Source organism: Williamsia sp. M5A3_1d, from assembly GCF_053345315.1.
In genome coordinates, this window is sequence record NZ_JBKEZX010000003.1 from 835,870 (window position 1) to 860,932 (window position 25,063).

The following is a 25,063-nucleotide window of genomic DNA, read 5'->3' on the forward strand; positions in this document are numbered from 1 at the left end:
TCCACACAGAGGTCGCCGATGCTGTGACAGCACACAAATCAGTCGGCCGACGGCCACGGGTAGTCCGCGCTGTGCATGACGATGTCGCAGCGACCACAGATCCAGATGCGCTGTGGTGGGTCGCTCCGGTTGTCCCAGCCGACCAGCATCCTTCGGCCGCCCAACCGGTGGCCGAGCGGGCAGTGCGAGGGGAATCGCTCGATCAGGGGCGCCATCATCCACTCCAGACTCGGCCCGCGACGAGATCGCTCGCGACACTACCGGTGTCCCCCGACGGCGCGTCACCGACGAGCCGTACCGACAACGCGTCACGGCCCGGCGGACCCGGAAGTAGAACACGTTCCATTTCCGTGTCGGAGTGACTAGTGTCACCGCTAGGACGCGTCGGGTCATCACCGGCGACGACGATGTGGAGGCTGTTCGTGAAGACCAAAGGTGCACTGCTCAGGAACTTCAACGAGAAGTGGGCGATCGAGGAGATCGAGATCGGGGAGCCGCGTGCGAGCGAGGTGCGCATCCGGATGGAGGCGGCCGGCATGTGCCACTCCGATCATCACCTGGTGACCGGCGGTATCCCCATGGCCGGGTTCCCCGTTCTCGGTGGACACGAGGGCGCCGGTGTCATCGAGGCCGTCGGCGAGGGTGTCACCGACTTCGTCGTCGGTGACCACGTGGTGCTGTCGTTCATCCCGTCGTGCGGCAAATGCCCGTCATGTCGCTCCGGGTTGAGCAACCTCTGCGACTTCGGCGCGATGCTGCTGCAGGGTGAGGCCGTGTCCGACAACACGTTCCGGGTGCACACCGCGGCGGGGGAGAACGTCTACCCGATGACGTTGCTCGGTACGTTCTCGCCCTACATGGTGGTGCACGAGACGTCGGTGGTGAAGATCGACCCGTCGATCCCCTTCGAGGTGGCCTGCCTGGTCGGCTGCGGTGTGCCCACCGGGTTCGGGTCGGCAACGCACAGCGCCAAGGTGCAGGTGGGCGAGGACGTCGCGATCGTCGGCTGTGGTGGCGTGGGCATCTCCGCTCTGCAGGGCGCGGTGCTCGCCGGCGCGCGCAACGTGTTCGCCATCGACCCGGTTGAGTGGAAACGCGAGCAGGCCATGAAGTTCGGCGCCACCCACGCCTTCGCGAGTGTGGAGGAGGCGGCGATGACCATCGCGGAGGTGACCGAGGGCGGCATGGCCAAGAAGGTCATCGTCACCGTCGGCGAGGTCCACGGCTCCGACGTCGACCTGTGGATGGGCATCACCGCCAAGGCGGGCACCTGCGTGCTGACCGGCATGGGGTCGATGATGGAGACCGACGTGACGCTCAATCTCGCGATGCTCACCCTGCTGCAGAAGAACCTGCAGGGCACCATCTTCGGCGGCTCGAGCCCGAAGCTCGACATCCCGATGCTGCTGTCGCTGTACAAGACCGGCAAACTCAACCTCGACGACATGGTCACCCGGCAGTACCGCCTCGAGCAGATCAACGAGGGCTATCAGGACATGCTCGACGGCAAGAACATCCGCGGCGTCATCCGCTTCACCGACGAGGATCATTGACCGTCTCCGACGAGGGACCACTGACCCGCAGCCGCGTCTGACACCATGATCGGGTGTCCGACATCGACAAGTCCGTACTCGATCGACTCGACGACTGGCCGGTGGACTCCGTGTCGGCCGCGGTGGTGGTCGGCGGCGAGGTCGTCGCCACGCACGGCGACACCGGGCGGAGGTATCGACTCGCGTCGGTGACCAAACTGCTCAGCGCCTACGCGGTGCTGGTCGCCGTCGAGGAGGAGGCCGTCACCCTCGACCGGCCCGCCGGCCCGTCCGGGTCGACGGTGGCGCATCTGCTGGCCCATGCCTCCGGTCTGGCCTTCGACGCCCCCGACGGCGGCGACGTGCAGATCGAGGCCGGGGTGGGGGAGAAGCGGATCTACTCCAACGCCGGCTTCGCCGTGCTCGCCGACGAGGTCACCGGTGCAACCGGCATCGGGTTCGCCGACTACCTGCGCGAGGCGGTCTGCGAACCACTCGGGCTGGGGTCGACGGTGTTGGACGGTCCGGCCGGACACGGCGCGGAGTCGTCGGTCGACGATCTCGCGCTCTTCGCCGCCGAGTTGCTTGCGCCCCGGTTGCTCGCCGAGGCGACCGTCGCCGAGGCGACGTCGGTGCAGTTCCCGGGTCTCGACGGCTTCGTGCCCGGCTATGGGAGGCACCGTCCGAACGACTGGGGTCTCGGGATGGAGATCCGGGGCGAGAAGTCGCCGCACTGGACCGGGGCGTCGAACTCGACGTCGACGTTCGGCCATTTCGGGCAGTCCGGCACGTTCCTGTGGGTCGATCCCACGATCGACTCCGCGTGCGTGGTGCTCACCGATCGCGACTTCGGGGCGTGGGCCAAGCCGCTGTGGTCGGAGTTCAACGACGACGTGGTGGCCTGGATTCACGATCGATAACTCTGTGCACTGGCGCAACACAGGTCACATGAGGCACACTTGTGGTGCGCAGTGTGCTATCGCCGGATGTCGCAAGGTCGTTGGGGAAGACGCTCCTCGTCGACATCCCGGAGGTTGGAACAGTGCGCACTCTCGAACAGTTCGCGGACCGGACGACGGGCGTGGTCTACATCCACTCGTCGCCCACCGCGTTGTGCCCGCATGTGGAGTGGGCTCTGTCGTCGACCCTCGACGCCCGCGCGAACCTGAAATGGTCGGCGCAGGAGGCGGCGCCGGGTCTACAGCGCGCGTCCGTCGACTGGACCGGTCCCGTCGGTACCGGCGCGCGACTGGCCAATGCGCTGCGCGAGTGGTCACCCCTGCGCTTCGAGGTCACCGAGAACGCCAGTGACGGCGTCGACGGTGAACGCTTCTGTCATGTTCCCGGGCTCGGTCTGTGGCGGGGCTCGATGAGCGCCAACGGTGACGTGATGATCGGCGAGATGCAGCTGCGCGCCATGCTCGACGCCCAGGCCGACGGCATCGGACTCGCCGGACGTCTCGACGCGGCCCTCGGCACCGCCTGGGACTCGGCCCTCGAGGAGTTCCGCATGGGTGGCGCCGGCGCCGAGGTCACCTGGCTGCACCAGCGCGTCGGCTGACCCCGGCCACTCGACGGACGCCCATACGCGGACGCCCACACGACACGACAAAGGCCCCGGACCGTGGTCCGGGGCCTTCGTCGTGTCGTGTCAGAGCGCGAGCTCAGATCACAGGGGGATGTTCTTGTGACGCCCGCGTCGCGCGGGTGCCGAGGCCAGCGCCTCGGCGATCATGCTGCGTGTCTTCGCCGGATCGATGATCTCGTCGACGACGCCGATCGACTGTGCGCGACCCACGCCGCCGGCGATGGCCTCGTGCTCGACCGCGAGGCGATCGTGCAGTGCCTCGCGCTCATCGTCGGCCGCGGCCGCCAGCGCCTTCTTGTGCAGGATGCCGACAGCGGCCTTCGCACCCATGACCGCAACCTCGGATCCCGGCCATGCGAACACCGCGGTGGCCCCCAGCGCACGGGAGTTCATCGCGATGTAGGCCCCGCCGTAGATCTTGCGGGTGACCAGCGTGACGCGGGGAACGGTGCACTCGGCGAACGCGTGCAGCAGCTTCGCGCCACGACGCACGACGCCATCCCATTCCTGACCGACGCCGGGCAGGTACCCCGGGACGTCCGTGAGCACGATCAGCGGGATCCCGAAGGCGTCACACAGACGCACGAACCGGGCCGCCTTCTCGGCGCTGAGCGAGTTGAGGCATCCACCCATGCGTAGCGGGTTGTTGGCGACGACGCCGACGCTGCGTCCCGACAGCCGACCGAAACCGACGACGATGTTCGGCGCGTACTTCGCCTGGATCTCCTCGAAGCTGGAGATTTCGGTCTCGCCGTCGGCGGCGAGGTCGGTGTCGAGCAGACCCGCGACCACCGGGTGTACGTCGTACGCCCGTCGGTTCGACTCCGGCAGGAGCGCCTTGAGGTCGGTGTCGCCGGCCTCGGCGCGCTGCCTGCTGAAATGTCCCTGCTGGCTGAACGTCGCGATGAGGCGACGGGCACGCCACAGGGCGTCGGGCTCGGAGTCGGCGGTGATGTGGCTGACGCCCGACTTCTTGCCGTGGGTCAGCGGGCCGCCGAGCGACTCCATGTCGACCTGCTCGCCGGTGACACTGCGGACGACGTCGGGGCCGGTGACGAACACCCGACCGGCCGGCGCCATGATCACGATGTCGGTGAGCGCCGGTCCGTACGCCGCGCCGCCCGCGGCGAAACCGACCACCACGGAGATCTGCGGGACGTACCCCGAGGCCCGCACCATGGCCTCGAACACCTTGCCGACCGCGTGCAATGCCTCCACGCCCTCGGCGAGGCGTGCGCCTCCCGAGTGCCAGATCCCCACGATGGGGGCCTGTTCGGCGATCGCGGTGTCGATGGCGTTGACGATGTGCGCACACCCGACGACACCCATGGCGCCGCCCATGACGGTGCCGTCGGTGCAGTACGAGATGGTGCGCACGCCGTTGACGCGACCGACGGCGGCCTGCACACCCGACTTGTCGCGGGAATGCAGCAGCGACATCGAACCCTCGTCGAAGAAGTTCGTCAGTCGCAGCAGCGGGTCACGAGGATCTGCCGAGTCCTCGTGCGAGGTGATCGGAGCCATGGTTGTCATCGTTTCTCCTAACAGTTCCGGCGAGTCACTCACCACACGCAACTGTGTCGTTGGTGACGGGTGTCAGTAGCGCCCAAAGGCGAGCGCCACGTTGTGCCCACCGAATCCGAACGAGTTGTTGATGGCGTAGTCGATGTGCCCATAGCGCGGCTCACCGGCGACGACGTCGAGGTTGCACTCCGGGTCCATGTTGTCGAGGTTCAGCGTCGGCGGGATGACCCCGTCTTCGATGGCCTTGACGGTCAGGACCGATTCCAATGCACCCACCGCGCCGATGGAGTGCCCGAGCGCGGACTTCGGTGCGTACACCGCAGCGTGCTCGCCGATTGCCGAGTTGATCGCCATCGCCTCGGCGGTGTCGCCGATCGACGTCGACGTCGCGTGGGCGTTGACGTGCGTGATGTCGGTGCGCTGCAGACCTGCGGTCTCCAGTGCGCGCGCCATCGCGCGTGCCGCACCCAGTCCCTCGGGATGGGGTGCGACGAGGTGGTACCCGTCGGACGTGATGCCCTGGCCGAGCAGACGCGCGTGGATGTGCGCGCCGCGGGCCCGGGCGTGATCCTCGCGCTCGAGGATCAGCAGTGCGGCGGCCTCGCCGAAGACGAAGCCGTCGCGGTCCTTGTCGAACGGACGCGACGCCGCGGCGGGGTCGTCGTTGCGTGTGCTCATCGCCCGCATCATCGCGAAGCTGGCGATCGGCACGGCGTCGATGAATCCCTCGACTCCGCCGGTGACGACCATGTCGGCGTCACCGAGGACGATGTGGCGCCACGCGTGGGCGATCGCCTCCGAGCCTGACGAACACGCCGAGACCGGGGTGATGACGCCCGCGCGGGCCCCGACGTTGAGGCCGATGACCGCGGCGGGTCCGTTCGGCATCGTCATCGGGACGGCCAGCGGCGACACCTTGCGGTAGTTGCCGGTCAGCGTCATCGCGTCGTGTGCGGCGATGAGTGCATCGCCGCCGCCGAGACCGGTGCCGAGAACGACCGCGAGGCGGTCCTTGTCGACATCGGGCTCGCCGGCCTGCTCCCAGAGGCGCTTGCTCATCACATGGGCCATGCGCTCGACATAGCTCATGCGCCGGGCCTCGACGCGGGACACCTCTTCGGTCGGGTCCTTGACGAGCTTCCCGCCGATACGAACGGGGAGTTCGTATTTCGTCAGGAACTCGTCGGTGAGGGTCTTGATACCGGTCTCACCGGCCAGCAGACCCTTCCACGTGGAGTCGAGATCTTCACCCACCGACGTCGACGCGACCATCGAGGTCACGACGACGCTGGGGAAGTTCCCGGCTGCCGTGGAGAATTCACGAAGAGTGGAGGTCAATTACGTCACTCAGCCTTCTTGGCGGCGTCCACCTGAGCCTGGATGGCCGCAGCGGCCTCGGGGTTCTCGGCCTCGAGCTTCTGGATGTAGCCCACCGCGTCACCGACGGTGCGCAGACCGGCCAGATCCTCATCGGGGATCTTCACTCCGTACTTGTCCTCGGTCTGCACGGCGATCTCGACCATCGACAGCGAGTCGATGTCCAGATCGTCGACGAAGGACTTGTCGAGCGTGACCTCGGAGGGCTCAATACCGGTGACCTCTTCGATGATCTCCGCGATGCCGGCAATGAGTTCTTCCTGAGTCGCCACGGGGTGGCTCCCTTCTTGTCGTGTTCGTCCTGACGTGTTCCGGAACGATGGCCTGGCCATCGTCTGGACGGGCGCCAGCGGCGCCTTTCCGGGTACTCCCGCGTGTGCGGGAGCAACTATCCAAGTCCTGTGATGCCCTCGAGATCGTCGGGCGTCTTGCATGCGCGAGTGGGCGTGCCCTTCAGCTCGCGCTTGGCGATCCCGGTGAGTGCCCCGGCGGGTGGTAGTTCGACGAGCGAATCGACGCCGAGTTCACGCATCGTCGCCGAACAGAGATCCCATCGGACGGGATTGGTCACCTGGGAGACGAGACGCGCGAGCGCCTCGACGCCGGAGGTGACCGGCTTGCCGTCGAAGTTGGACAGGAGCACAGCGGTGGGATCCTGCGGGGTGATGGCCGCGGCCGCCGCGGCGACCGCATCCTGGGCCGACGCCATGTAGTGCGTGTGGAACGCCCCGGCCACGGACAGCTTACGGGTCCGCGCCTTCTCCGGCGGGTCGGCGATCAGCGTGTCGATCGCCTCGACGGTGCCGGCGGCAACGATCTGACCGACCGCGTTGCGGTTGGCGGGCACCAGGTCCAGTTCGGCGAGGCGGGCGAGCACCTGCTCCTCGTTGCCACCGAGCACCGCGGCCATGGTGGTGGGCACCTCGGCGCACGCCTTGGCCATCTCGGCTCCGCGGATCGCCGCGAGCGACACGGCCTCGTCGCGGGTGATCACGCCGGTGATGGCGGCGGCGGCCAGTTCACCGACGGAGTGTCCGGCGACGACGACGTCGGCGGGGATCCGGTGGCGCTTTCCGAGCTCGTCGAAGGCCAGCAGTGCCGAGACGACGACGAGGGGCTGGGTGACGGCGGTGTCGGTGATCTCCTCGGCGGTCGCGGTCGTCCCGAGTCGCTCGAGGGGGAGCCCGGTCAGCTTGGACCACGTGGCGACCTGGTCGGCCGCGCCGGGGAGCGCGAGCCACGGCTCGAGCATTCCGGGAGTCTGGGAGCCCTGTCCGGGCGCAAGCAATGAGAGCACTTGATCAGAGAACACCCTCCGGGCCCCCGATGCTGGTGTGGAGGGCACCGAACCTTGTCGCCGCGTTTTGTGTGGTTCCTACAAACGACTGTGCGGACGTATCCACTTCGTCACCGGTTCGAGATTCGTGATCCGCAACAGGGTCATCTCGCCGTAGGTGGGAAAATACACACAAATTTGTGACGTACGTTACTCATGGGGCTCATGAGAGGGTTCCTTGGTGCACCTGAGCCAGGCGACCAACCGTCGATGCGACTCGCAACACGTAGGCGTCACGCGGGTTGGTCGGGTCTCGACCCGTCACCTCGGCGATCCGTTTTAGTCGATATCTGACAGTATTCGGATGAACGAACAGTTCCCTCGCGCACGATTCGACCGATCCGCCCGAATCGAGATACGCATCGAGGGTGTTGGTCAACGTGTCACCGCCCTTGGCCAACGGCGTCACCAGGAAATCGTTGAGTGTCCGCACCGCGGCCCGGTCGCCGAGGAGTGCGCGCTCGGGCAGGAGTTCCCAGCTGTGCACGGGCCGCGGCGCCCCGGGCCAGCCGGCGACGGCCTCCATCCCGGCCAACGCCTCCACTGCACTGCTGTGGGCCGCGCCCAGCGACGGCGTGGTGTGACCGATCACGACCGGGGCATCGGCGAAGTGTGTCAGCAGGGTCGTCACGAACGGGTCCGACGAGTCCATCTCGCCGCTGACGATGGCGACGAGCAACGTGCCCTGCACCACCGACAACGCCGACCGGTCATGTCGCCGGGCGCTGTTGTGGATCGCCAACGGCACCGACACGTTCTGTTCCGGCGGTGGGTAACCGACCACCACGGTGGCCGTCGCATCGGAATCCCAGTTCAGGGCGGCTGCCCGCGACAGCAGGGTCGGACCGGTGTCGCCGCGGACGACCGCGTCGACGACCAGCGCCTCCACCCGCGAGTCCCAGGCGCCGCGCGACTCGGCCGCCGAGGCGTAGATGGCGGCCGCGGCGAACCCGATCTCGCGTCCGTAGCGCAGTACCGACTCGGTCAGCGCGCGCAACTGCGCGTCGTTGCGCGCGAGCAGCGGCAGCCACTTCTCGAAGAACTCCATCGCGACGCGCACCATCTCCACCGACTGCAACAGACTGATGCGTCGGGTGAGGTCCTGCGGGACCACCTGGAAGGCCTGCACGGTGAACTTGAGGTTGCCGTCGGGATCCTGCAGCCACTCGACGAAGTTGACCACCGCGGTCTGCACCACCAACTGCACGCTCGCGCGCTGACCGGCCTCGAACTCGGCGAAATACGGCAGCTGGTCCTGCATGGAGTGGACGGCCTCGGTCGCCAGACGGCCGCTGTACTGCTTGACCCGCTTGAGGAGCGTGTCGGGCAGGGCGTCGTGGACGTCGGCCGGCGCCGGTACCCGAGCCCCCCGCTCGCTGAACAGGTCACCCGGACTCTGTTCGGGTGCGTGAGGGGTCTCGGTCACCGGTTCACACTAGTGCGCCCCGTGGTGACGTCGCACCGACTCACGCCACGCCCGGATCGCTGGTCTGCTCGGGTGCGGCGAGGACGTCGGTGATGTCGTAACGCTGCGCCGCCTCCGCCACGACCGAGGTGTCGAGATGACCGTCGCGGGCCAACCCCGCCAGCACACCCACGGCGATCGACTCGGCGTCGACGTTGAAGAAACGTCGGGCCGCGGGACGGGTGTCGGAGAAACCGAACCCGTCGGTGCCCAGGGTCAGGTAGGTGCCGGGCACCCACGCGCGGATCAGCTCGGGCAGCCCGCGCATGAAATCGCTGACCGCGACGAACGGGCCCTGTGCCGACGACAGCGCCGAGGTGACGAACGGCTGTTCGTGCTCGCCGTCCGGATCGCGCAGCGACGCCTTCTCGTAGGCGACGCCGTCGCGGGTCAGCTCACCCCACGAGGTCACCGACCAGATGTCGGCCGCGACATCCCAGTCCTGCGCCAACAGCTCCTGCGCCCGGACCGCGTCGGTCATCGTGACGCCGGACACCAGGATGTTCGCCGGGTACTGCTTCTCCTCGGGTGCGGGGTGGCACTTGTATATGCCCTTGAGCACACCGGCGACGTCGAGGTCCTCGGGCTGCGGCGGCTGTGAGATCGGCTCGTTGTAGACGGTGATGTAGTAGTAGATGTTCTCCGGGTCGTCGCCGAACATGCGCCCCAGGCCGTCGACGATGATGTGCGCCATCTCGTAGGCGTAGGCCGGGTCGTAGGCCACCACCGCGGGATTCGTCGACGCCAGCACCAACGAGTGTCCGTCGGCGTGCTGCAGGCCCTCGCCGGTCAGCGTGGTCCTACCGGCGGTCGCGCCGATCACGAAGCCGCGCGCCATCTGATCGGCCGCCGCCCACAGGCCGTCGCCGGTGCGCTGGAAGCCGAACATCGAATAGAAGATGTACAGCGGGATCATCGGCTCGTCGTGGGTCGCGTACGAGGTCCCGACCGCGGTGAACGACGCCGTCGACCCGGCCTCGTTGATGCCCTCGTGCAGGATCTGCCCGACCTCGCTCTCCTTGTAGGCGAGCATCAGATCGGCGTCGACCGAGGTGTAGAGCTGGCCGTTGCGGTTGTAGATCTTGAGCGACGGGAACCACGAGTCCATACCGAAGGTGCGCGCCTCGTCGGGGATGATCGGGACGACCCGCTTGCCGACCTCCTTGTCACGCATCAGCTCCTTGAAGATGCGGACCAGCGCCATGGTCGAGGCGACCTGCTGCTTGCCCGAGCCCTTGGCCATGGCCTTGATGACGCCGTCGGTCGCGGGCTTGAGCGCCTTGCTCTTCGTGCGTCGTACGGGCAGGAAGCCGCCGAGCGTCTTGCGACGGTCGAGCATGTACTGGATCTCCGGCGCGTCGGCTCCAGGGTGGTAGTACGGCGGGAGGTACGGATCCTTCTCGAGCTGGGCGTCGGTGATCGGGATGCGACAGCTGTCGCGGAAATCCTTGAGATCGTCGAGGGTCAGCTTCTTCATCTGGTGCGTCGCGTTACGGCCCTCGAAGTGCTTGCCGAGGGTGTAGCCCTTGATGGTGTGGGCCAGGATGACGGTCGGCTGCCCCTTGTGGGCCATCGCCGACGCGTAGGCGGCGTGCACCTTGCGGTAGTCGTGGCCGCCGCGCTTGAGCTTCCAGATGTCGGCGTCGCTGATGTCCTTGACCAGTTCCTTCGTACGCGGGTCGCGCCCGAAGAAGTGCTCACGGACGAATGCGCCGTCGTTGGCCTTGAACCCCTGGAAGTCGCCGTCGGGGGTGGTGTTCATCAGATTGACCAGGGCGCCGTCGCGATCGGCGTGCAGCAGCGCGTCCCACTCGCGCCCCCACACCACCTTGATGACGTTCCAGCCGGCGCCGCGGAAGAACGACTCGAGCTCCTGGATGATCTTGCCGTTGCCGCGCACGGGGCCGTCGAGCCTCTGCAGGTTGCAGTTCACGACGAACGTGAGGTTGTCGAGGCCCTCGGTGGCCGCGACGTGCGCGAGACCGCGCGACTCCGGCTCGTCCATCTCGCCGTCGCCGAGGAACGCCCACACGTGCTGCTCGGAGGTGTCGGAGATGCCGCGGTCGTGCAGGTAGTGGTTGAACCGCGCCTGATAGATCGCGTTCATCGGGCCCAGCCCCATCGAGACCGTCGGGAACTGCCAGAAGTCGGGCATCAGTCGCGGGTGCGGGTACGACGGCAGGCCGCCGCCCTCGCCGGCGTGGCTGTGCTCCTGACGGAATCCGTCCATGCGGTGCTCGTCGATGCGCCCCTCGAGGTAGGCGCGGGCGTAGATGCCGGGCGAGGCGTGGCCCTGGATGAAGATCTGGTCGCCACCACCGGAGTGGTCCTGGCCGCGGAAGAAGTGGTTGAAGCCGACCTCGTAGAGCGCGGCCGACGACGCGTAGGTGGAGATGTGCCCGCCGACACCGACCCCGGGTCGCTGGGCGCGATGCACCATGATCGCGGCGTTCCACCGGATGAACGCGCGGAACCGACGCTCGACCTCCTCGTCACCGGGGAACCACGGTTCGCTCTCGGTGGGGATGGTGTTGACGTAGTCGGTGGAGGTGAGCGCGGGGATCGACACGCGCCGTTCGCTGGCGCGCTCGAGCAGGCGCAGCATCAGATAGCGCGCACGGCCCGGACCCGCGTGGTCGAGCAGGCCGTCGAACGAGGCGAGCCACTCGTCGGTCTCCTGCGGATCGATGTCGGGGAGGTACGAGGCGACGCCCTCGCGGATGACGCGCACCCGGTCGCTGCCGGTCGTCTTCGGTGCGTCCTGGGTGCTTTTGTCGGTCACTGGTGAGTGTCTCCTCGAGTCGTCCGGCGCAGGGGAGTGGCGGCCGGTGCGTGCAGTGGTCGGAGCGGATGGTGTGTGTATCTGCGCCGCGTGACCTCGGTGCGGGCATGGGTGCGCCCGGATGGGAGGTACGTCACCAATCGTGCCGTATGTGACGCAGGATTGGTGAAGGTGTGGCGCACCTCGCCGACTCCGACATCGATCGCCCAGGTGAGACCCACTCGGCGGTGGTGTTGTGACCGTGGGGAGCGCTGGTGCACTATCTCCTGTGTGAACCGACTCCGGGGGTGCGGGTGGGTCCGCGCCCGCGCCGTCGGCGCCGTCGCGACCGGCATGGTGATCGTCGCGCTGTCGGCGTGCGCCACGACGGTGGACGGGGCCGGCCGTGTCGATCCGGTGCAGGTGTCGGACTATCTCGCGACCCGGTCCTCGGTCGCGGAGCGTGCGAGTGCCGACGCGCAGACCGCCGCCGACTACGCGACCTGTGCCGCGGTGACGTCAGCGGCCGCCACGGCGTCGCGCGCCTACAACGCGTTCGTGGCGCGATTGAACTCCACGCAGTCGTTCGACGACCTCGCCCGCACCGACGGTGCCGCCGTCGATGCACTGAATCGGGCGGGCGCAGACGTGACCGGCGCGGTCACCGGTGAGACCTCCGAACAGGTCCGATCCACCGCAGGCGGGTTCGCGGCACGCAGCACCGACCTCGCGCGCGTGGTCGCGGGCAAACAGCGCGACGCGCTCAACGCCACCTCCACCGCGTGGGAGCGCGCCCGCGACACGGTGTTGTCGGCGTGCGGCCCCGTCTCCGGCGGCGGGCCCGTCGCCGCCGAGGCGTCGGCCGCCACACCCGGCGGCTGATCACCACACCGACACCCTCGGACCCGACCACTTCTGCAGACGCGCCGTGCGACATCGGACTCGGCTTGCAACTTCGCCATGCAGACTGTTCTCTAGAAGCAGTCGAACCGGTACACCGCTGTCGGGTCGAACCGACCGGGTGGAGCACACGGTCATGACACGTCACAGGAGGTCATTCGCGTTGGTTGCCGCCGCGCACGGAAGTCGCGCCGAGAAGCTCGGGTTCACCGCCGGGATGGTGGTGCAGGAGCTCGGGTGGGATGACGACACCGACGACGAACTACGCGCCGACATCGAGGATGTCGTCGGTGCGGAGATGCTCGACGAGGACTCCGACGACGTCATCGACGTGGTGGTGCTCTGGTGGCGCGAGGACGACGGCGATCTCGTCGACGCCCTGATGGACGCGATCGGACCCCTCGCCGACGACGGCTACGTATGGGTGTTCTCGCCCAAGACCGGCACCGACGGTTACGTCGACCCGGCCGAGATCGCCGAGGCCGCGCCGACCGCCGGTCTCACCCAGACCTCCGCGATGAACCTCGGCGACTGGTCGGGTTCGCGGCTCGTGCAGCCCAAGGCGCGCACCCCGAAGCGTTCATGACCGGTTCGCCCACCACGCCGTTCCTCGACCCCGTGTCCCGCATCGTCGACGACGCCGAGATGCCCGTCGGACCGCTGCAACCCGGCGCGCTCGCACCGGATTTCGAACTGCGCGACCAGAACAACCAGAAGGTCGCCCTGCACGCCCAGGTCGGGGCGAAGAAGGTCGTCGTCGTCTTCTTCCCGCTGGCGTTCACCGGCACCTGCGAGGGTGAGCTCGGCGCTCTCCGCGATCGGCTGCCCGAGTTCGACAACGACCGGAGCACCGTGGTCGCGGTCTCGGTCGGACCGCCGCCCACCCACAAGGTGTGGTCGGCCGCTCAGGGGTTCCTGTTCCCGATCCTGTCGGATTTCTGGCCGCACGGGGCGACCGCGCGCGACTACGGGGTGTTCAACGCCCACGCCGGTTACGCCAATCGCGGGACCTTCGTCGTCGGTCTCGACGGTGTCATCGCGTTCTCCGACATGGTCGGCCCGGGCGAGGCCCGTGACGACGCCCTGTGGACCCGCGTCCTCGAGGCCCTGCGGACCTAGAGGCGCCTACTCCGCCGATTTCGACTCACCGACCACGCAGGCTAGATTCGTCTGCGTCGTCGCCCCGTGGGTCGGCATACGAGCGCGCATAGCTCAGTGGTTAGAGCTCTGGTCTTACACACCAGCGGTCGGGGGTTCGAATCCCTCTGCGCGCACCCACAGCCTGCACGCGCAGGCGCGCCGGGTCGGCGCATCGTGCTCAATCGGTCCCGGCCGGGCGGGGCGGGTGTAGCGTGAGTGACAGAACACGGTTCGCATCGCATCTCGAGGAACCGATTGCGCCGGCGATGGAAATCCTTCGATCGCCGCCTGTACGCCCCGTCGGATCACGCTTTCAACGTCGACGCGACGAGGGCACGCTCGTGAGGACACCAATGGACTACACAGAACTCTTCTCGCACACCTCGGATTCCGAGGCCCCGGCGACGACCGGCGACGCGCCGGCCCACATGCCGGTGTTCTCGGACTCCGATTCGACCAGGGCCCAGCAGGATTCGTCCGACCGGCGCTGAGACTCACTCCACCTCAACGGCATCGAGGTAGCGTTGTCCGATGTCGCGGTGTCGCTGCGCCAGAACGCGACACTCGTCTCGTAGTGCGGCGGGCTCCATCACGGTGAATCCCGCCTCGAAGCGGTGCAGCCACCACGCGATCGACTCCATCGTCCATCCGAACAGCCGTATCTCGCATGATGTCTCGTCGCCGGCCTCGATCGTCCCCCACTCGTCGTAGACCATCGGGGCGATCTCGCTCGCCGGCGCGTGCACCCGGATCCTCGCCACCGCGGCTCGGGCGATCGCCCCGAGCCCCGCCGTCACGTGCGCCGCGGCCCCGCCCTCGGGAAGCGCTCGCGGGGTGAATCGCGGACCGGTGGGTATCACCGGGGTCAGCCGATCGACGCGAAACGACCTCCAGTCGTCGCGCCCGAGATCCCAGGCGAACAGGTACCACCGAGAACCGCTCCGCACCAACCGGTACGGTTCCACCTCCCGCCGCGAACGCGTCCCCGCATGGTCTGCGTAGTCGAAACGCAGGCGCTCACCCCGATGGCACACGGCCGCGAGATCGGACAGGACGGTCGCATCGACCGACGACCGCGGCGGACTCGCCGCGACGGTGTCGACCTGGAGTGCGTCGAGCCGATGGCGCAGACGCGACGGCATGACCTGCCGCAGTTTGGCCATCGCGCGCGCGGCGGCGTCATCGAGACCGGTCACCGAAGCCGTTGCCCCCGACTGCAACCCGACCGCGACGGCGAGCACCTCGGAGTCGTCGAGCAACAGCGGCGGCATCTGCGCTCCTGCGCCCAATCGGTAACCGCCACCCACGCCCACCGTCGCATCGACCGGGTACCCCAGTTCCCGCAACCGGTCGACGTCGCGGCGAACGGTTCGCGTGGTCACGTCGAGTCGGTCCGCGAGGTCGGCACCCGACCAGTCCTGACGCACCTGGAGCAGCGAGAGCAGACGGAGCAGTCTCGCGGAGGACTCGATCACCATGCGGGCAGTCTTCCAGACATTGCGGACAGTTTCGGTCCTCGATCGTCGTCGGGCGGACACGGTCAGCACGCGTGCTGCACGCCACGCCGCGTCGATGCCCACCTGTGACGACTCCGTGTCACTTCTGAGCTCATTGGTCACTTCAGCCTCAGTAGCCTCCTTGTTGTCTCTCTGTGTCGCCCGAGGGGTTCGGTCGTGGGTCGCACAGGGACGGATTCGGGGAACGAGAGGAACACCGCATGCACATGTGGACGCGTCTGCGGAACATGGCGGCCGCTCTCGGTGTGGTCCTGGTGTGCGCGGCCGGCCTCGGGGTCGGCCAGGCGCTGCTCGTACCCGCGGTGGCCTCGGCGGCGCCGACCACCTCGCTGTTCAACTCCGCCCAGTACAAATTCGCCCACCGTGATGTCCCGGGCGGGCTGGGTGACATCGCGGCCCTGCTGCGGATCGCGCCCGACGATGCGCAGGCGCTTGCGCTGCAGGCGATCTGGGCCGACTACGTGTACGACTTCCCGCTCAAGGCCGCAGCGCAAGGCCGTCTGAACGCGGTCTCACCGGCCACGGCGGCCGGTGTCAACCGAGTGTTCGGTGCGATCGGCGCAGGTGTCGCGACCCTTCCCAACCCGTTCCCGAGCGTGGTCGGCCCGCAGACGGCGATCGTGGCCCTCGGATACGGCCTGCTCGACAACGGTGCGATGCGGCCCGAACTCGAGCAACGCATGGGCGCGGTGTGGCGCCAGGCGATCATCGCGCCGTTCTCGCCCATCGTGGTGACCGGCGGCGCGCCCCACAACGGCGTCACCGAGGCCGCAGCGATGCGCAACTGGTTGGTGGCGCGGGGGATTCCCGCGTCACGCATCCTCACCGAATCCCGGGCCGGCTCGACGGTGCAGAACGCCTTGTTCACCGCCGCGATGGTCCGGCCCCGAGGAGTGGTCAACGCCGTCGTGGTCAGCAGCTCGAACCACGTCCGCCGTGCGGTCACCGACTTCGTCCTCGCCGGCCTGCCCGTCATCGGTGTCTCGTCGCAGGTCGAGGGCTGGCTGGACGCTGTCCTACCACCTCTGCGGGATGCGCAGCTGTCGATCTATGTCGACGCCACACGCACCTTCGGGGTGCCCGCCACCCGCTGAGGGAACCGTGGGCCGCCGAGGTCAGCCCGTGACGAGCCCGGACAACGCGATCCGCGGCAGGTGGATCCATCCCTCGCGCGCCGCGACACCGGCCATCTCCGCGGAGGGGAGACCGGTGGCGCCGAGCGCCACCGCGCGGGCGAGCAGTGCGGCGACGACCGCGTCGACGGCGTCGTCGCTGGCATGACACAGCGCCCCGAAATCGCCGAGATCGAGCCACGGCGCCTCGACCGCGAGGTCGGCCAGCAGGGCTGCGCGGGCGCCGATGTTGGCGGAGCCCTTGTACCCCCGCGAACGCAGACCCCATGTGCGCAGCGCGGCCGCCGGATACACCTCGGCGGCGATGCCGTGCACGCGGTCGGACACGCCGAGCGCACCCAGCACACTCGAACACCGCAGTGCCACATGGGCGATCAGATCGGCCGACACGCTCAACGGGATCAGTCCGGTCTCGACGCGCACCACCTCGTCGGTGTGTCGCCGGACCAACGGACCACGCGCCGCACGGGTGTTCAACGGTCCGGTGGTGGGGGCGGCGCCGTGGTGGTGGGCCACCACGAACTCCACGAACGCATCGGGCCAGCCGAACGGCGCGTCGATCCCCACACGGTCGGCGCCGTCGGCCGCGGCGATCAGATCGGCATCGTTCGCCCCCAGTCGCAACGCGCTCACCGTGGCGCGGTCCGACTCCCACTCGACGACCGCGCACGCCGTCTTCGCGGGCTCGGCGGCGAGGTCCACCCCGACCGTTCGCATCGGCCCACCGTAGCGATCGGATCGATCAGGCGGCGTCACGCACCATGATCCGCACCGCGGCGGCGAAGACGGCGTAGAGGGCGTCCCAGCTCGCCGATGAGTCCAGTGCCTCCGCGGCCCCCTCGACGTCACCGGATGCAGTGGCGGCGTCGGCGCGGTGGAGCCACTGCAACGACCTGATCCGGCAGACCTCCATCGAGTCGACAGCGGCGCCGCGGTCGGTGCCACACAGCTCGGCCACATCAGCGGCGTCGGGGAGCAGTCCGGCACGACCGCGGTCCACCGCCACACGCAGCGCGGCCGGCATCGAGACGTCGGCGGGATCCGACGGTGCGGTGAGAGCCGCGGTGAGGGAGGGCAGTTCGTCGGTCATGAACGTGTGCCACCGATCGATCGCCTCACCGATCGTGGTGCGCGGATCGGCGCCGAGGTCGACGGCGAACTCCACATCGACCACCGATCCGTCGACGACCAGCTCGAATCCCGCCCAGGTGCCGATCACCGCGCGAGCGTGGTCGACGGTGTCGGGATCGACGGCGCCACGGATGGTGGTCCACAGCATGGCGCTGCGTTGCGGTCCCCACACCTGCAGGTGGGCGGTGGCGTCGGGGTAGGTGAGTTCGACCGCGTCGTGCACGTCGATGCCGACCACTCCGGCGAGCCGGTCACGCACCACACGACCGACCACGCGCGAGACCCCGGCCGAGGGGTGATCGGCCATAGACTGCGCGCGCGCACGAATCGACGCGTCGTCGCGCAGAAAACTCGGATGCGGCAGTGCCAACAGCGTGCGGGCCAGATCGACGGCCTCGGCGACGAGTGCCGCGATCTCGTGGTGCTCCACGATTCGTACGAGGTGGCCGCCCTCGGCGTCGGACCATCCCGCCGGGACCGCGGGGATCTTCGCCCGTCCACCGGCCGGGACGGCCACGATCGCGCACACCATGCCGGTGGGCAGGCGACGGAAGCGCAGATCACTCGCCGAGCCGCGCGCGACGTGCTCGCGGCTCAGGTCGATCGCCTGGTCGTCGCGGGGTCCGCGCAGCCGTTCGGTCAGCGCCGCGGTGAACCCCGCCCAGGCGCGGTCGATCACGTCGTCGAAGTCGACGTCGGTGGTGGGCGACGACATGGCGGCTCCTCTGCAGCAGTGCGACGCCACCGGCAACGGCGGGACGCGAATGGTCGATCGTGGCCTGAGACTAGGTGGGGGTACCGACAGACCGCGGTGTGCGACAGTGGCGGGGTGCTGTTCCCTCTCCTGACACCGGGTTTCGTCGCCGACCGGCCAGATGTCCCGGCCTTCGTGACCGTGGGCGACGAGACGTTCTCCCACGCCGACATCGTCGGGGCGGCGACGTCGGCCTCCGAGCGCCTCGGCGGGCTGAACCGCGTCGCGGTCGAGGCCGTGCCGTCGATGCAGACCGTGGTCGCGGTGGTCGCCGCGCTGCTCGCCGGTGTGACCGTGGTGCCGGTCGCGCCCGACAGCGGCGGCACCGAGCGACGGCACGTGCTCGACGACTCCCGCGCGCAGGCCTGGCTGGGGGCGACGCCCACCGACCCCTGCGACCGGCCACACCTGCCGGTGCGGCTCTACGCGCGATCGTGGCACCGACATCCCCAGCCGCCCGCGGACACCGTGGCGATGATCATGTACACCTCCGGCACCACCGGGGCCCCCAAGGGCGTCGTGAGCACCCACGGGTCGCTCGCCGCCGGCATCGACGCCCTCGCCGACGCCTGGGCGTGGACCGCCGGCGACACCCTCGTGCACGGTCTGCCGCTGTTCCACGTGCACGGTCTGATCCTCGGGCTCGTCGGCCCGCTACGCATCGGCAGTCGACTGCACCACACCGTCGCGCCCCGGCCGCAGGCGTACGCATCCGCCGCGCAGGGCCCGTATCCGGGTTCGATGTACTTCGGTGTCCCGACCGTGTGGTCGCGGATCGTCGCCGAACCCGACCACGCACGTGCCCTGTCCGGTGCCCGCCTGCTGATCTCGGGCAGCGCACCACTGCCGCCGACGGTGTTCGATGCCGTGGCCGAGCTGACCGGACACCGACCGGTCGAGCGCTACGGCATGACCGAGACGCTCATCACCCTCAGCGCCCGCGCCGACGGTCCACGCCGGGCGGGCTGGGTCGGTACACCGCTCGCCGGGGTGGAGACCCGATTGCGCGACGAGTCCGGTGCCGACCTCCCACACGACGGGGAGGCGGTGGGGGAACTCCTCGTGCGCGGTCCGATGCTGGGGGAGGGATACCTCGACCGTCCCGAGGCGACGGCGGGTTCGTGGCTGCCCGACGGGTGGTTCGCCACCGGCGACGCCGCACTGATCGCACCCGACGGGATGCACCGCATCGTGGGGCGGCTGTCGACCGATCTGATCAAGTCCGGCGGCTACCGGGTCGGCGCGGGGGAGGTCGAGGCGTCGCTGCTGGAACATCCGACCGTGTCCGAGGTGGCCGTCGTCGGGCCCGCCGACGACGATCTGGGTCAACGGATCGTGGCCTACGTCGTCGCCCATCCCGACGCGGCGACCGACGCCGCTGCGGCGCAGGGCCTCATCGACCACGTCGCGGACGCCCTGTCGGTGCACAAGCGACCGCGCGAGGTGCGATTCGTCGATTCCCTGCCGCGCAACGCCATGGGCAAGGTCGTCAAGAAGGTGTTGCTGGAGACGTAGCGCCGGGGTCGTCGCCCCGTCCCTCGTCACCCCTTCCCTCGTCACCCCGTCCCTCGTCACGCAGAACGGTTGCGCCGGCGGCGAATCGGCGGGTGTCGGCGTCGTCGCGGATCGACGCGGGGACGGCGCCGGCGAGCAGTGACTTGACCACCGCGGCCGAGGTGGCGATCTCGTCGTCACTCGCGACGATGATGATGTTCCCGTAGCGCCTGCCCTTGAGCATCGCAGGGTCGGCCACCAGCGCGAGGTGCGCGAATCGTGCACCGATGGTGGCGATCTCGGCGCGGGCGCCGGCGAGATCGCGGGTGTCGGCACAGTTCGCGAGATAGAGCCCGCCCGGGCGCAGCACGCGATGCACCTGCTCGGTGAACTCGGCGGTGGTCACGTCGGTCGGCGTCGTCGCACCCGCGAACACGTCGCGGATCACGATGTCGCGACTGTCGGTGTGCAGCGCGGTCGTGACCTCGCGGGCGTCGCCCACACGGAGTCGCAGCACCGGCGCGCGCGGCAGGTCGAAGCGGTCGCGCACCAGCGTCGCCAACGCGGCATCGACATCGACGGCCACGTGCCGCGACCGTGGGTAGGCGGCGGCGAGGCGGCGGGCCAGCGAGCACGCGCCGGCCCCCAGGTGCAGCACCCGCAGCGGGTCGTCGGGGTGATGGCGGTCGTCGATGACGGCCGCGATCCAGCGCATGTACTCGAACTCCAGGCGCAGGGGGTCGTCGGTGACGATGTGGGAACTCTGCACGCCGTTGACCTCGAGCAGCCAGCCGGTGCCGTCGTCGTCGGCGGTGATGCGCGCGGTGCCGGTGTCGATGGGGTGGACGCCGGCGGGCGCGGTCGACGCCTCGTCGGTGATCGGGGCACCCGCCGCGGTCCGGGCGGGTGGTCTGCGCGGGTGTCGTCGTCCGGCCACATCGACGACCCTACGGGCGGACCGCGGAGCCGGCGCCGCGTGGCAGGGTGGTGCCGGTGATCACCCCTTCGCCCGACCGCCGTGCCCCACGTGCACTCGGGCTGATGCTCGGCGTCGCCGCCGACCTGATGTTCGCCGACCCGAGGCGTGGGCACCCGGTGGCCGGCATGGGCACCGTGGCCGGGCACATCGAGCGCGTCGTGTACCGCGACAACCGATGGGCCGGAGTCGTGTTCGTCGGTGGGTGCCTGGCGTCGGTACTGGCGATCGCCGAACCCCTGCGTCGTGTCGGTGGAGCCCGTGCGGTGGCCGCCACAGCGGCCGCGACGTGGACGGTGCTCGGCGGGACCGGACTCACCCGGGTCGCTGCGGCGGTCGCCGACGCCCTGGAGGCCGACGACGAACCGGCCGCGAGGGCCCTGATCCCCAGCCTGTGTGGCCGCGACCCCGAGAGTCTCGATCGTGCCGGGATCATCCGCGCGACCGTGGAATCGGTGGCCGAGAACACCTCCGACGCCACCGTCGCGCCGCTGGTCTGGGGCACGGTCGGTGGGGTGCGTGGCCTCATCGCCTACCGGATGGTCAACACCCTCGACGCGATGGTCGGTCATCGCACGCCGCGCTACAAGCGGTTCGGTTGGGCGGCAGCACGACTCGACGATGTCGCGAACCTCGTGCCGGCACGCCTCGCCGGATTGGTGGTCATCGCGATAGGCGGCCGTCCCGTCGACGCGGCGGCGGCGTGGCGTCGCGACGCGGGAGGCCACCCGAGTCCGAATGCCGGTGTCGTGGAGTCGTCGTTCGCGGGCGCGCTGGGCATCGGACTGGGGGGCACCACGGTGTATCGACACCGGGTGGAGGAGCGACCCCGTCTGGGCGACGGCCCCGCACCCGAGGTGGCAGACCTGCGGCGAGCGATCACGCTGTCGCGGCGGGTGCAGCTGGTGAGCGCGGTACTGGCGGCGGGCGCCGCCGGTGTCCTGCTCGGTTGATTACTCGGCTCAGTCGCCGTAGCGGTCGGCGAGCTTGCCGCGCACGCGGTCCTCGCTCGCGCCGGTCTGATCGGGACCCGCGCCGATGGTGCCGCGCACCCGCGTCTGTCCCATCCCCGTCGACGATGCCGAGGTGAGTTCCTTGCGCCGCTGCCGGGCGCGGGCCGCGCGCTCGGACAACGCCGACTCGGCCAGTGCCGCCGACTCGAGGGCGTCGGGTGGTGCGGCGCCGGTGCGGATGCGCTCGGCGGTCTCGGCGCGGGCTGCGTTGGCCTCGCGACGGTGGCGGATCTCCGATCGCACGAAATACAGCAGACCCAGTGGCGCCATCACGCCGAATGCGATCCACTGCAATCCGTACGACAGGTAGGGCCCGGAGTCGAGCTGGGGGATGGGGATCTCGGCGAGGCTGCCGGGTTGCCCCGACGACAACTGCAGGTAGGCGGGCATGGTGGTGAGCCCGACGGTGCGGCCCAGTACGGCCGGATCGATCGTGTAGACCTGCAGCACGCCGGACTCGGTTCGGGGTCCCTTGCCAGGGCTGGTCCCCTCCGGCGCGCGGATGCGGGCATCGACGGTGGTCGTGCCGGTGGGCGCCGCGGTCACCGGCGGCAACGCGGTGCCCTGCTGCGGACGTACGTAACCGCGGTTGACCACGAACACCCGACCGTCGGATGTGCGGAACGGGGTGAGCACCTCGAACGCGGGGCTGTCGTCGACCGACCGCAGCCGGACCACCGCCTGCGCCTCGGGCAGGTAGGTACCCGTCACCGACACCTCGCGCCACTCGGTGTCGGTCGGTATCGGACCCGAACCGGGATACACGGTGTCGATGGGGACCGCTGCCTTCGACACCGCGCTCTTGATCAGATCGTTCTGGTGTTCGGTACGACCGTTCTTGCCTAGTTGCCACGGTGCCAGGACCCAGAAGCATGCGACCGCGAACGCGACCACGACGAGCGCGAGGACCACCCAGCCGGGACGCAGGAAGGCGCGGAGCACTCGCATACCTCGACGGTACAACCTCGCCCGGGGGTCGGCGGGCGCCGCGATCGGTGAGCGGACCTGCATGTGTCGACTACGCTGAGTCGGCCGGAGCCCGACAGGCCCTCACGCGAAGCCGCCGCCGTGAGCGTTGCCTCGCCGCCTCCGAACTCCCACCTCGCCCGTCCCCACGCGGCGCAGGTGCCTCACCGAACGGACCCACCCCCACCATGCGTGATTTCGCCTGCCGTAACTGCGGCCAGCAACTCTCCTTCGAGAACACCCTCTGCCTGAAGTGCGCCAGCGCGCTCGGCTTCCACCTGCCGTCGCGCACCATCGTCACCCTCGACGACAACGGTCAGACCGAGATCGACGGATCGACCCTGATCCGTTGTGCGAACAACATCGTCGCCAAGTGCAACTGGCTCGTGGTGAAGGGTGCCGGCGACGACGGCCTCTGCGAGTCGTGCGTGCTCACCCGCACCCGTCCCGGCGACGGCGACACCGAGGCGATTGCCGAGTTCGGCGACGCCGAGGCGGCCAAGCGTCGGGTGGTGCTCGAGCTGACCGAGTTGAACCTGCCCATCGTCGGTCGCGATGACGACCCGAGCACCGGTCTGGCGTTCGACCTGTTGTCCAGCGCCCAGGAGAACGTCATCACCGGTCACGCGAACGGGGTCATCACCCTCGACCTCGCCGAGGGCGATGACGTGCACCGCGAACAGCTCCGTGTCTCGATGGACGAGCCCTACCGCACCCTGATCGGCCACTTCCGCCATGAGATCGGTCACTACTACCAGATGGCCCTCGTGGGCGACGGCGAGCACCGCCAGCGGTTCGAGGAGCTGTTCGGCAACCCCGACGACGACTACCAGGCCGCGCTCGACCGCCACTACAACGACGGCCCGCCCTCGGACTGGAAATCCGACTTCGTCTCCTCCTACGCCACGATGCACCCGGCCGAGGACTGGGCGGAGACCTTCGCGCACTACCTGCACATCCGCGACACCCTCGACACCGCAGCGGCATTCGCGATGGCACCGGCCGGCGCGACGCTGGCCAGCTCACTCACCGGCGACGTCGGTTTCGATCGCATCATCGAATGGTGGCTGCCGCTGTCGTGGTCGCTCAACCAGATCAACCGGTCGATGGGTCACCAGGATCTGTACCCGTTCGTGCTGCCGGCCAAGGTGCTGGAGAAGATGCGGTTCGCGCACTCGTTGATCGAGCCCGTCAAGGTCTGACCGACTCGTGCGGGGTCGTCGACCGCGCTACGGGGCGGGTTGCTCGCGGATCCAGTCGAGCAAGCCCGGTACGGCGGCCTCGATCTGTTCCCGGACCCGCGTGAAGTCGCTCTGGTCGCCGTAATACGGATCGGCGACGTCGAGATCGTCGCCGACGGCGGGGTCCACATCCGGGTCGAAGCTGCGCAGCAGACGCGCGCGCTCGCCCAACCGCTTGCGCCGCAACGCCTCGAGGTGTCCGCGGTCGAGCGCGACGATCAGATCGGCGTCGCTGTGCTGAGCGCCGAGAACGGCTGCGGCGTGCTCGTCGGAGTACCCGTTGCGCCGCAGTTCCGTCCGCGCGCGGTCGTCGGCGGGTTCACCGACGTGCCACGAACCGGTGCCGCAGCTGTCGATGCGCACCCGATCCGACAGTCCGGCCTCGGCGACGGCGTGGGTGACGATGCTCTGGGCCATCGGGGACCGGCAGATGTTGCCGGTGCAGACGAACGTGATGTGGAGCCGGTCAGACACCGAGCACCTCCCGCAGCTCGCCCACCGTGGACACCTGCCACCGTGCGTCGGCACCCTCGCCGTCGAGCGCGTATCCCCAGCCGACGAGGACCGCGGGGATGCCGAACGCGCCGGCGCCGTGGATGTCGTGAGAACGGTCGCCGATGATCACCACGTCGGGTGTGCCGCCGTCGGCACTCGCGGTCGGTGCCACACCCAGGCCGGACAGCGCATGCGCCACCACGTCACCCTTCGTGCGGCGGGTCCCGTCGTCGCTCGCGCCGGCGATCACCGTGAAATACCCGGCGAGACCGAAGTGCTCGAGGATGCGCGTCGCCGTGGTCTCGTTCTTCGAGGTGGCGACGGCCATCCGGCGCCCGGCCGCGGCCAGGTCGTCGAGCATCGCCTCCATCTCGGGGAACACCGCGTTCTCCAGCCACCCGATGTCGGTGTACCGCGCACGGTAGGCATCCATCGCGGCGGCCGCGCGGTCGTCGTCGAGACCCAGTGTCCGCAGGGTGTCGAGCATCGGCGGCCCGGCGATGCCCTCGACGACCGTCGGATCGGGTTCGGGATGACCGACGGTCGCCAGCGCGTGTCGAAAGCTGTTGGCGATGCCGTCGAAGGAATCGGTGATGGTGCCGTCGAGGTCGAACAACAGGGTCGTCGTCGCCGCGGCGGGATCGGTGGAGACCGGCACCCGACCATTCTCACCCGACGTGCGGAGCCCGGGCCACGCAGGGGCGCGAAGTAGAGTCGGGA

General features: G+C 69.1%; 25 protein-coding genes and 1 tRNA gene. 12 read left to right on the plus strand and 14 right to left on the minus strand.

Features of this window, described 5'->3' with window-relative positions; all coding sequences use genetic code 11:
• Positions 1–38: 38 nt before the first annotated feature.
• Complete coding sequence (locus ACLBW1_RS16175; RefSeq protein ID WP_447812812.1) at positions 39–218, minus strand: hypothetical protein; 180 nt, start codon at positions 216–218, stop codon at positions 39–41.
• A 204-nt stretch (positions 219–422) separates the two neighbouring features.
• Here ACLBW1_RS16175 and ACLBW1_RS16180 point away from each other — a divergent pair, with 204 nt between their 5' ends.
• From ACLBW1_RS16180 to ACLBW1_RS16190, 3 genes are all read left to right on the plus strand, one after another.
• A complete protein-coding gene (locus ACLBW1_RS16180) occupies positions 423–1,553 on the plus strand; it encodes an NDMA-dependent alcohol dehydrogenase (RefSeq protein WP_447812813.1) in 1,131 nt (376 codons plus the stop codon).
• Between the two features lie 53 nt (positions 1,554–1,606).
• On the plus strand, positions 1,607–2,452 hold the full coding sequence (locus tag ACLBW1_RS16185; protein WP_447812814.1) for a serine hydrolase domain-containing protein: 846 nt from the start codon (positions 1,607–1,609) through the stop codon (positions 2,450–2,452).
• Between the two features lie 122 nt (positions 2,453–2,574).
• Positions 2,575–3,093, plus strand: coding sequence for a DUF3145 domain-containing protein (locus tag ACLBW1_RS16190; protein ID WP_447812815.1), 519 nt, complete (start codon positions 2,575–2,577; stop codon positions 3,091–3,093).
• Between the two features lie 108 nt (positions 3,094–3,201).
• Here ACLBW1_RS16190 and ACLBW1_RS16195 read toward each other — a convergent pair whose 3' ends face one another.
• From ACLBW1_RS16195 to aceE, 6 genes are all read right to left on the minus strand, one after another.
• The gene (locus tag ACLBW1_RS16195) at positions 3,202–4,653 is read right to left on the minus strand and encodes an acyl-CoA carboxylase subunit beta (RefSeq protein WP_447812816.1); all 1,452 of its coding nucleotides are present in this window, start codon (positions 4,651–4,653) and stop codon (positions 3,202–3,204) included.
• A 63-nt stretch (positions 4,654–4,716) separates the two neighbouring features.
• Complete coding sequence (locus ACLBW1_RS16200; protein ID WP_447812817.1) at positions 4,717–5,982, minus strand: KasA/KasB family beta-ketoacyl-ACP synthase; 1,266 nt, start codon at positions 5,980–5,982, stop codon at positions 4,717–4,719.
• Positions 5,983–5,987: 5 nt separating this feature from the next.
• Positions 5,988–6,293, minus strand: a complete 306-nt coding sequence (gene acpM, locus ACLBW1_RS16205; RefSeq protein ID WP_447812818.1) for a meromycolate extension acyl carrier protein AcpM — start codon at positions 6,291–6,293, stop codon at positions 5,988–5,990.
• A 116-nt stretch (positions 6,294–6,409) separates the two neighbouring features.
• Positions 6,410–7,318 (minus strand): ACP S-malonyltransferase, encoded by a 909-nt coding sequence (locus tag ACLBW1_RS16210; RefSeq protein WP_447812819.1) that lies wholly within the window; start codon positions 7,316–7,318, stop codon positions 6,410–6,412.
• 202 nt (positions 7,319–7,520) lie between these two features.
• Positions 7,521–8,783, minus strand: coding sequence for a PucR family transcriptional regulator (locus ACLBW1_RS16215; protein ID WP_045823147.1), 1,263 nt, complete (start codon positions 8,781–8,783; stop codon positions 7,521–7,523).
• 40 nt (positions 8,784–8,823) lie between these two features.
• A complete protein-coding gene (gene aceE / locus ACLBW1_RS16220) occupies positions 8,824–11,604 on the minus strand; it encodes a pyruvate dehydrogenase (acetyl-transferring), homodimeric type (protein WP_447812820.1) in 2,781 nt (926 codons plus the stop codon).
• A 270-nt stretch (positions 11,605–11,874) separates the two neighbouring features.
• On the opposite strand from aceE, the gene ACLBW1_RS16225 reads away from it, so the two are divergent.
• The 5 genes from ACLBW1_RS16225 (at position 11,875) to ACLBW1_RS16245 (ending at position 14,114) form a co-directional block, all read left to right on the plus strand.
• A complete protein-coding gene (locus ACLBW1_RS16225) occupies positions 11,875–12,465 on the plus strand; it encodes a hypothetical protein (RefSeq protein WP_447812821.1) in 591 nt (196 codons plus the stop codon).
• A gap of 181 nt (positions 12,466–12,646) precedes the next feature.
• Positions 12,647–13,069 (plus strand): DUF3052 domain-containing protein, encoded by a 423-nt coding sequence (locus ACLBW1_RS16230; protein WP_447812999.1) that lies wholly within the window; start codon positions 12,647–12,649, stop codon positions 13,067–13,069.
• Positions 13,070–13,128: 59 nt separating this feature from the next.
• Positions 13,129–13,602 carry a peroxiredoxin gene (locus tag ACLBW1_RS16235; protein WP_447813000.1) on the plus strand — a complete coding sequence of 158 codons (474 nt, stop codon included), beginning with the start codon at positions 13,129–13,131 and terminating at the stop codon, positions 13,600–13,602.
• Between the two features lie 82 nt (positions 13,603–13,684).
• A tRNA-Val gene (locus ACLBW1_RS16240) sits at positions 13,685–13,757 on the plus strand.
• 219 nt (positions 13,758–13,976) lie between these two features.
• Positions 13,977–14,114 (plus strand): hypothetical protein, encoded by a 138-nt coding sequence (locus ACLBW1_RS16245; RefSeq protein WP_447812822.1) that lies wholly within the window; start codon positions 13,977–13,979, stop codon positions 14,112–14,114.
• Positions 14,115–14,117: 3 nt separating this feature from the next.
• Here the strand turns inward: ACLBW1_RS16245 and ACLBW1_RS16250 are convergent, their stop codons facing one another.
• Positions 14,118–15,098 carry a helix-turn-helix transcriptional regulator gene (locus ACLBW1_RS16250; protein ID WP_447813001.1) on the minus strand — a complete coding sequence of 327 codons (981 nt, stop codon included), beginning with the start codon at positions 15,096–15,098 and terminating at the stop codon, positions 14,118–14,120.
• A gap of 242 nt (positions 15,099–15,340) precedes the next feature.
• Between ACLBW1_RS16250 and ACLBW1_RS16255 the strand changes: the two genes are divergently transcribed.
• Positions 15,341–16,234 (plus strand): YdcF family protein, encoded by an 894-nt coding sequence (locus ACLBW1_RS16255; RefSeq protein ID WP_447812823.1) that lies wholly within the window; start codon positions 15,341–15,343, stop codon positions 16,232–16,234.
• Positions 16,235–16,255: 21 nt separating this feature from the next.
• Here ACLBW1_RS16255 and ACLBW1_RS16260 read toward each other — a convergent pair whose 3' ends face one another.
• Together ACLBW1_RS16260 and ACLBW1_RS16265 are read right to left on the minus strand one after the other, a co-directional pair.
• Positions 16,256–16,990 (minus strand): DUF429 domain-containing protein, encoded by a 735-nt coding sequence (locus ACLBW1_RS16260; RefSeq protein ID WP_447812824.1) that lies wholly within the window; start codon positions 16,988–16,990, stop codon positions 16,256–16,258.
• A 25-nt stretch (positions 16,991–17,015) separates the two neighbouring features.
• Complete coding sequence (locus tag ACLBW1_RS16265) at positions 17,016–18,119, minus strand: hypothetical protein (protein ID WP_447812825.1); 1,104 nt, start codon at positions 18,117–18,119, stop codon at positions 17,016–17,018.
• Between the two features lie 114 nt (positions 18,120–18,233).
• On the opposite strand from ACLBW1_RS16265, the gene ACLBW1_RS16270 reads away from it, so the two are divergent.
• On the plus strand, positions 18,234–19,673 hold the full coding sequence (locus ACLBW1_RS16270; RefSeq protein ID WP_447812826.1) for an acyl-CoA synthetase: 1,440 nt from the start codon (positions 18,234–18,236) through the stop codon (positions 19,671–19,673).
• Here ACLBW1_RS16270 and ACLBW1_RS16275 read toward each other — a convergent pair.
• Positions 19,648–20,589 (minus strand): spermidine synthase, encoded by a 942-nt coding sequence (locus ACLBW1_RS16275; protein ID WP_447812827.1) that lies wholly within the window; start codon positions 20,587–20,589, stop codon positions 19,648–19,650. The genes ACLBW1_RS16270 and ACLBW1_RS16275 overlap by 26 nt on opposite strands.
• Positions 20,590–20,645: 56 nt before the next feature.
• Here ACLBW1_RS16275 and ACLBW1_RS16280 point away from each other — a divergent pair, with 56 nt between their 5' ends.
• The gene (locus ACLBW1_RS16280) at positions 20,646–21,581 is read left to right on the plus strand and encodes a cobalamin biosynthesis protein (RefSeq protein WP_447812828.1); all 936 of its coding nucleotides are present in this window, start codon (positions 20,646–20,648) and stop codon (positions 21,579–21,581) included.
• 9 nt (positions 21,582–21,590) lie between these two features.
• Here the strand turns inward: ACLBW1_RS16280 and ACLBW1_RS16285 are convergent, their stop codons facing one another.
• The gene (locus tag ACLBW1_RS16285) at positions 21,591–22,589 is read right to left on the minus strand and encodes an SURF1 family cytochrome oxidase biogenesis protein (protein ID WP_447812829.1); all 999 of its coding nucleotides are present in this window, start codon (positions 22,587–22,589) and stop codon (positions 21,591–21,593) included.
• A gap of 206 nt (positions 22,590–22,795) precedes the next feature.
• On the opposite strand from ACLBW1_RS16285, the gene ACLBW1_RS16290 reads away from it, so the two are divergent.
• Positions 22,796–23,809: a zinc-binding metallopeptidase family protein gene (locus tag ACLBW1_RS16290; RefSeq protein ID WP_447812830.1), complete on the plus strand. Its 1,014-nt coding sequence runs from the start codon at positions 22,796–22,798 to the stop codon at positions 23,807–23,809.
• 27 nt (positions 23,810–23,836) lie between these two features.
• Here the strand turns inward: ACLBW1_RS16290 and ACLBW1_RS16295 are convergent, their stop codons facing one another.
• Positions 23,837–24,322 carry a low molecular weight protein-tyrosine-phosphatase gene (locus ACLBW1_RS16295; protein ID WP_447812831.1) on the minus strand — a complete coding sequence of 162 codons (486 nt, stop codon included), beginning with the start codon at positions 24,320–24,322 and terminating at the stop codon, positions 23,837–23,839.
• On the minus strand, positions 24,315–25,001 hold the full coding sequence (locus tag ACLBW1_RS16300; RefSeq protein WP_447812832.1) for an HAD hydrolase-like protein: 687 nt from the start codon (positions 24,999–25,001) through the stop codon (positions 24,315–24,317). The genes ACLBW1_RS16295 and ACLBW1_RS16300 overlap by 8 nt, the downstream gene beginning before the upstream one ends.
• Between the last annotated feature and the right edge of the window lie 62 nt (positions 25,002–25,063).

Excerpts from the sequence above, each read along its gene's own strand:
- ACLBW1_RS16175 (WP_447812812.1), bottom strand. The coding sequence starts at position 218 with ATGATGGCGCCCCTGATCGAGCGATTCCCCTCGCACTGCCCGCTCGGC.
- ACLBW1_RS16195 (WP_447812816.1), bottom strand. The coding sequence starts at position 4,653 with ATGACAACCATGGCTCCGATCACCTCGCACGAGGACTCGGCAGATCCT.
- ACLBW1_RS16235 (WP_447813000.1), top strand. The coding sequence starts at position 13,129 with ATGCCCGTCGGACCGCTGCAACCCGGCGCGCTCGCACCGGATTTCGAA.
- ACLBW1_RS16245 (WP_447812822.1), top strand. The coding sequence starts at position 13,977 with ATGGACTACACAGAACTCTTCTCGCACACCTCGGATTCCGAGGCCCCG.
- ACLBW1_RS16255 (WP_447812823.1), top strand. The coding sequence starts at position 15,341 with ATGCACATGTGGACGCGTCTGCGGAACATGGCGGCCGCTCTCGGTGTG.
- ACLBW1_RS16260 (WP_447812824.1), bottom strand. The coding sequence starts at position 16,990 with ATGCGAACGGTCGGGGTGGACCTCGCCGCCGAGCCCGCGAAGACGGCG.
- ACLBW1_RS16265 (WP_447812825.1), bottom strand. The coding sequence starts at position 18,119 with ATGTCGTCGCCCACCACCGACGTCGACTTCGACGACGTGATCGACCGC.
- ACLBW1_RS16285 (WP_447812829.1), bottom strand. The coding sequence starts at position 22,589 with ATGCGAGTGCTCCGCGCCTTCCTGCGTCCCGGCTGGGTGGTCCTCGCG.
- ACLBW1_RS16290 (WP_447812830.1), top strand. The coding sequence starts at position 22,796 with ATGCGTGATTTCGCCTGCCGTAACTGCGGCCAGCAACTCTCCTTCGAG.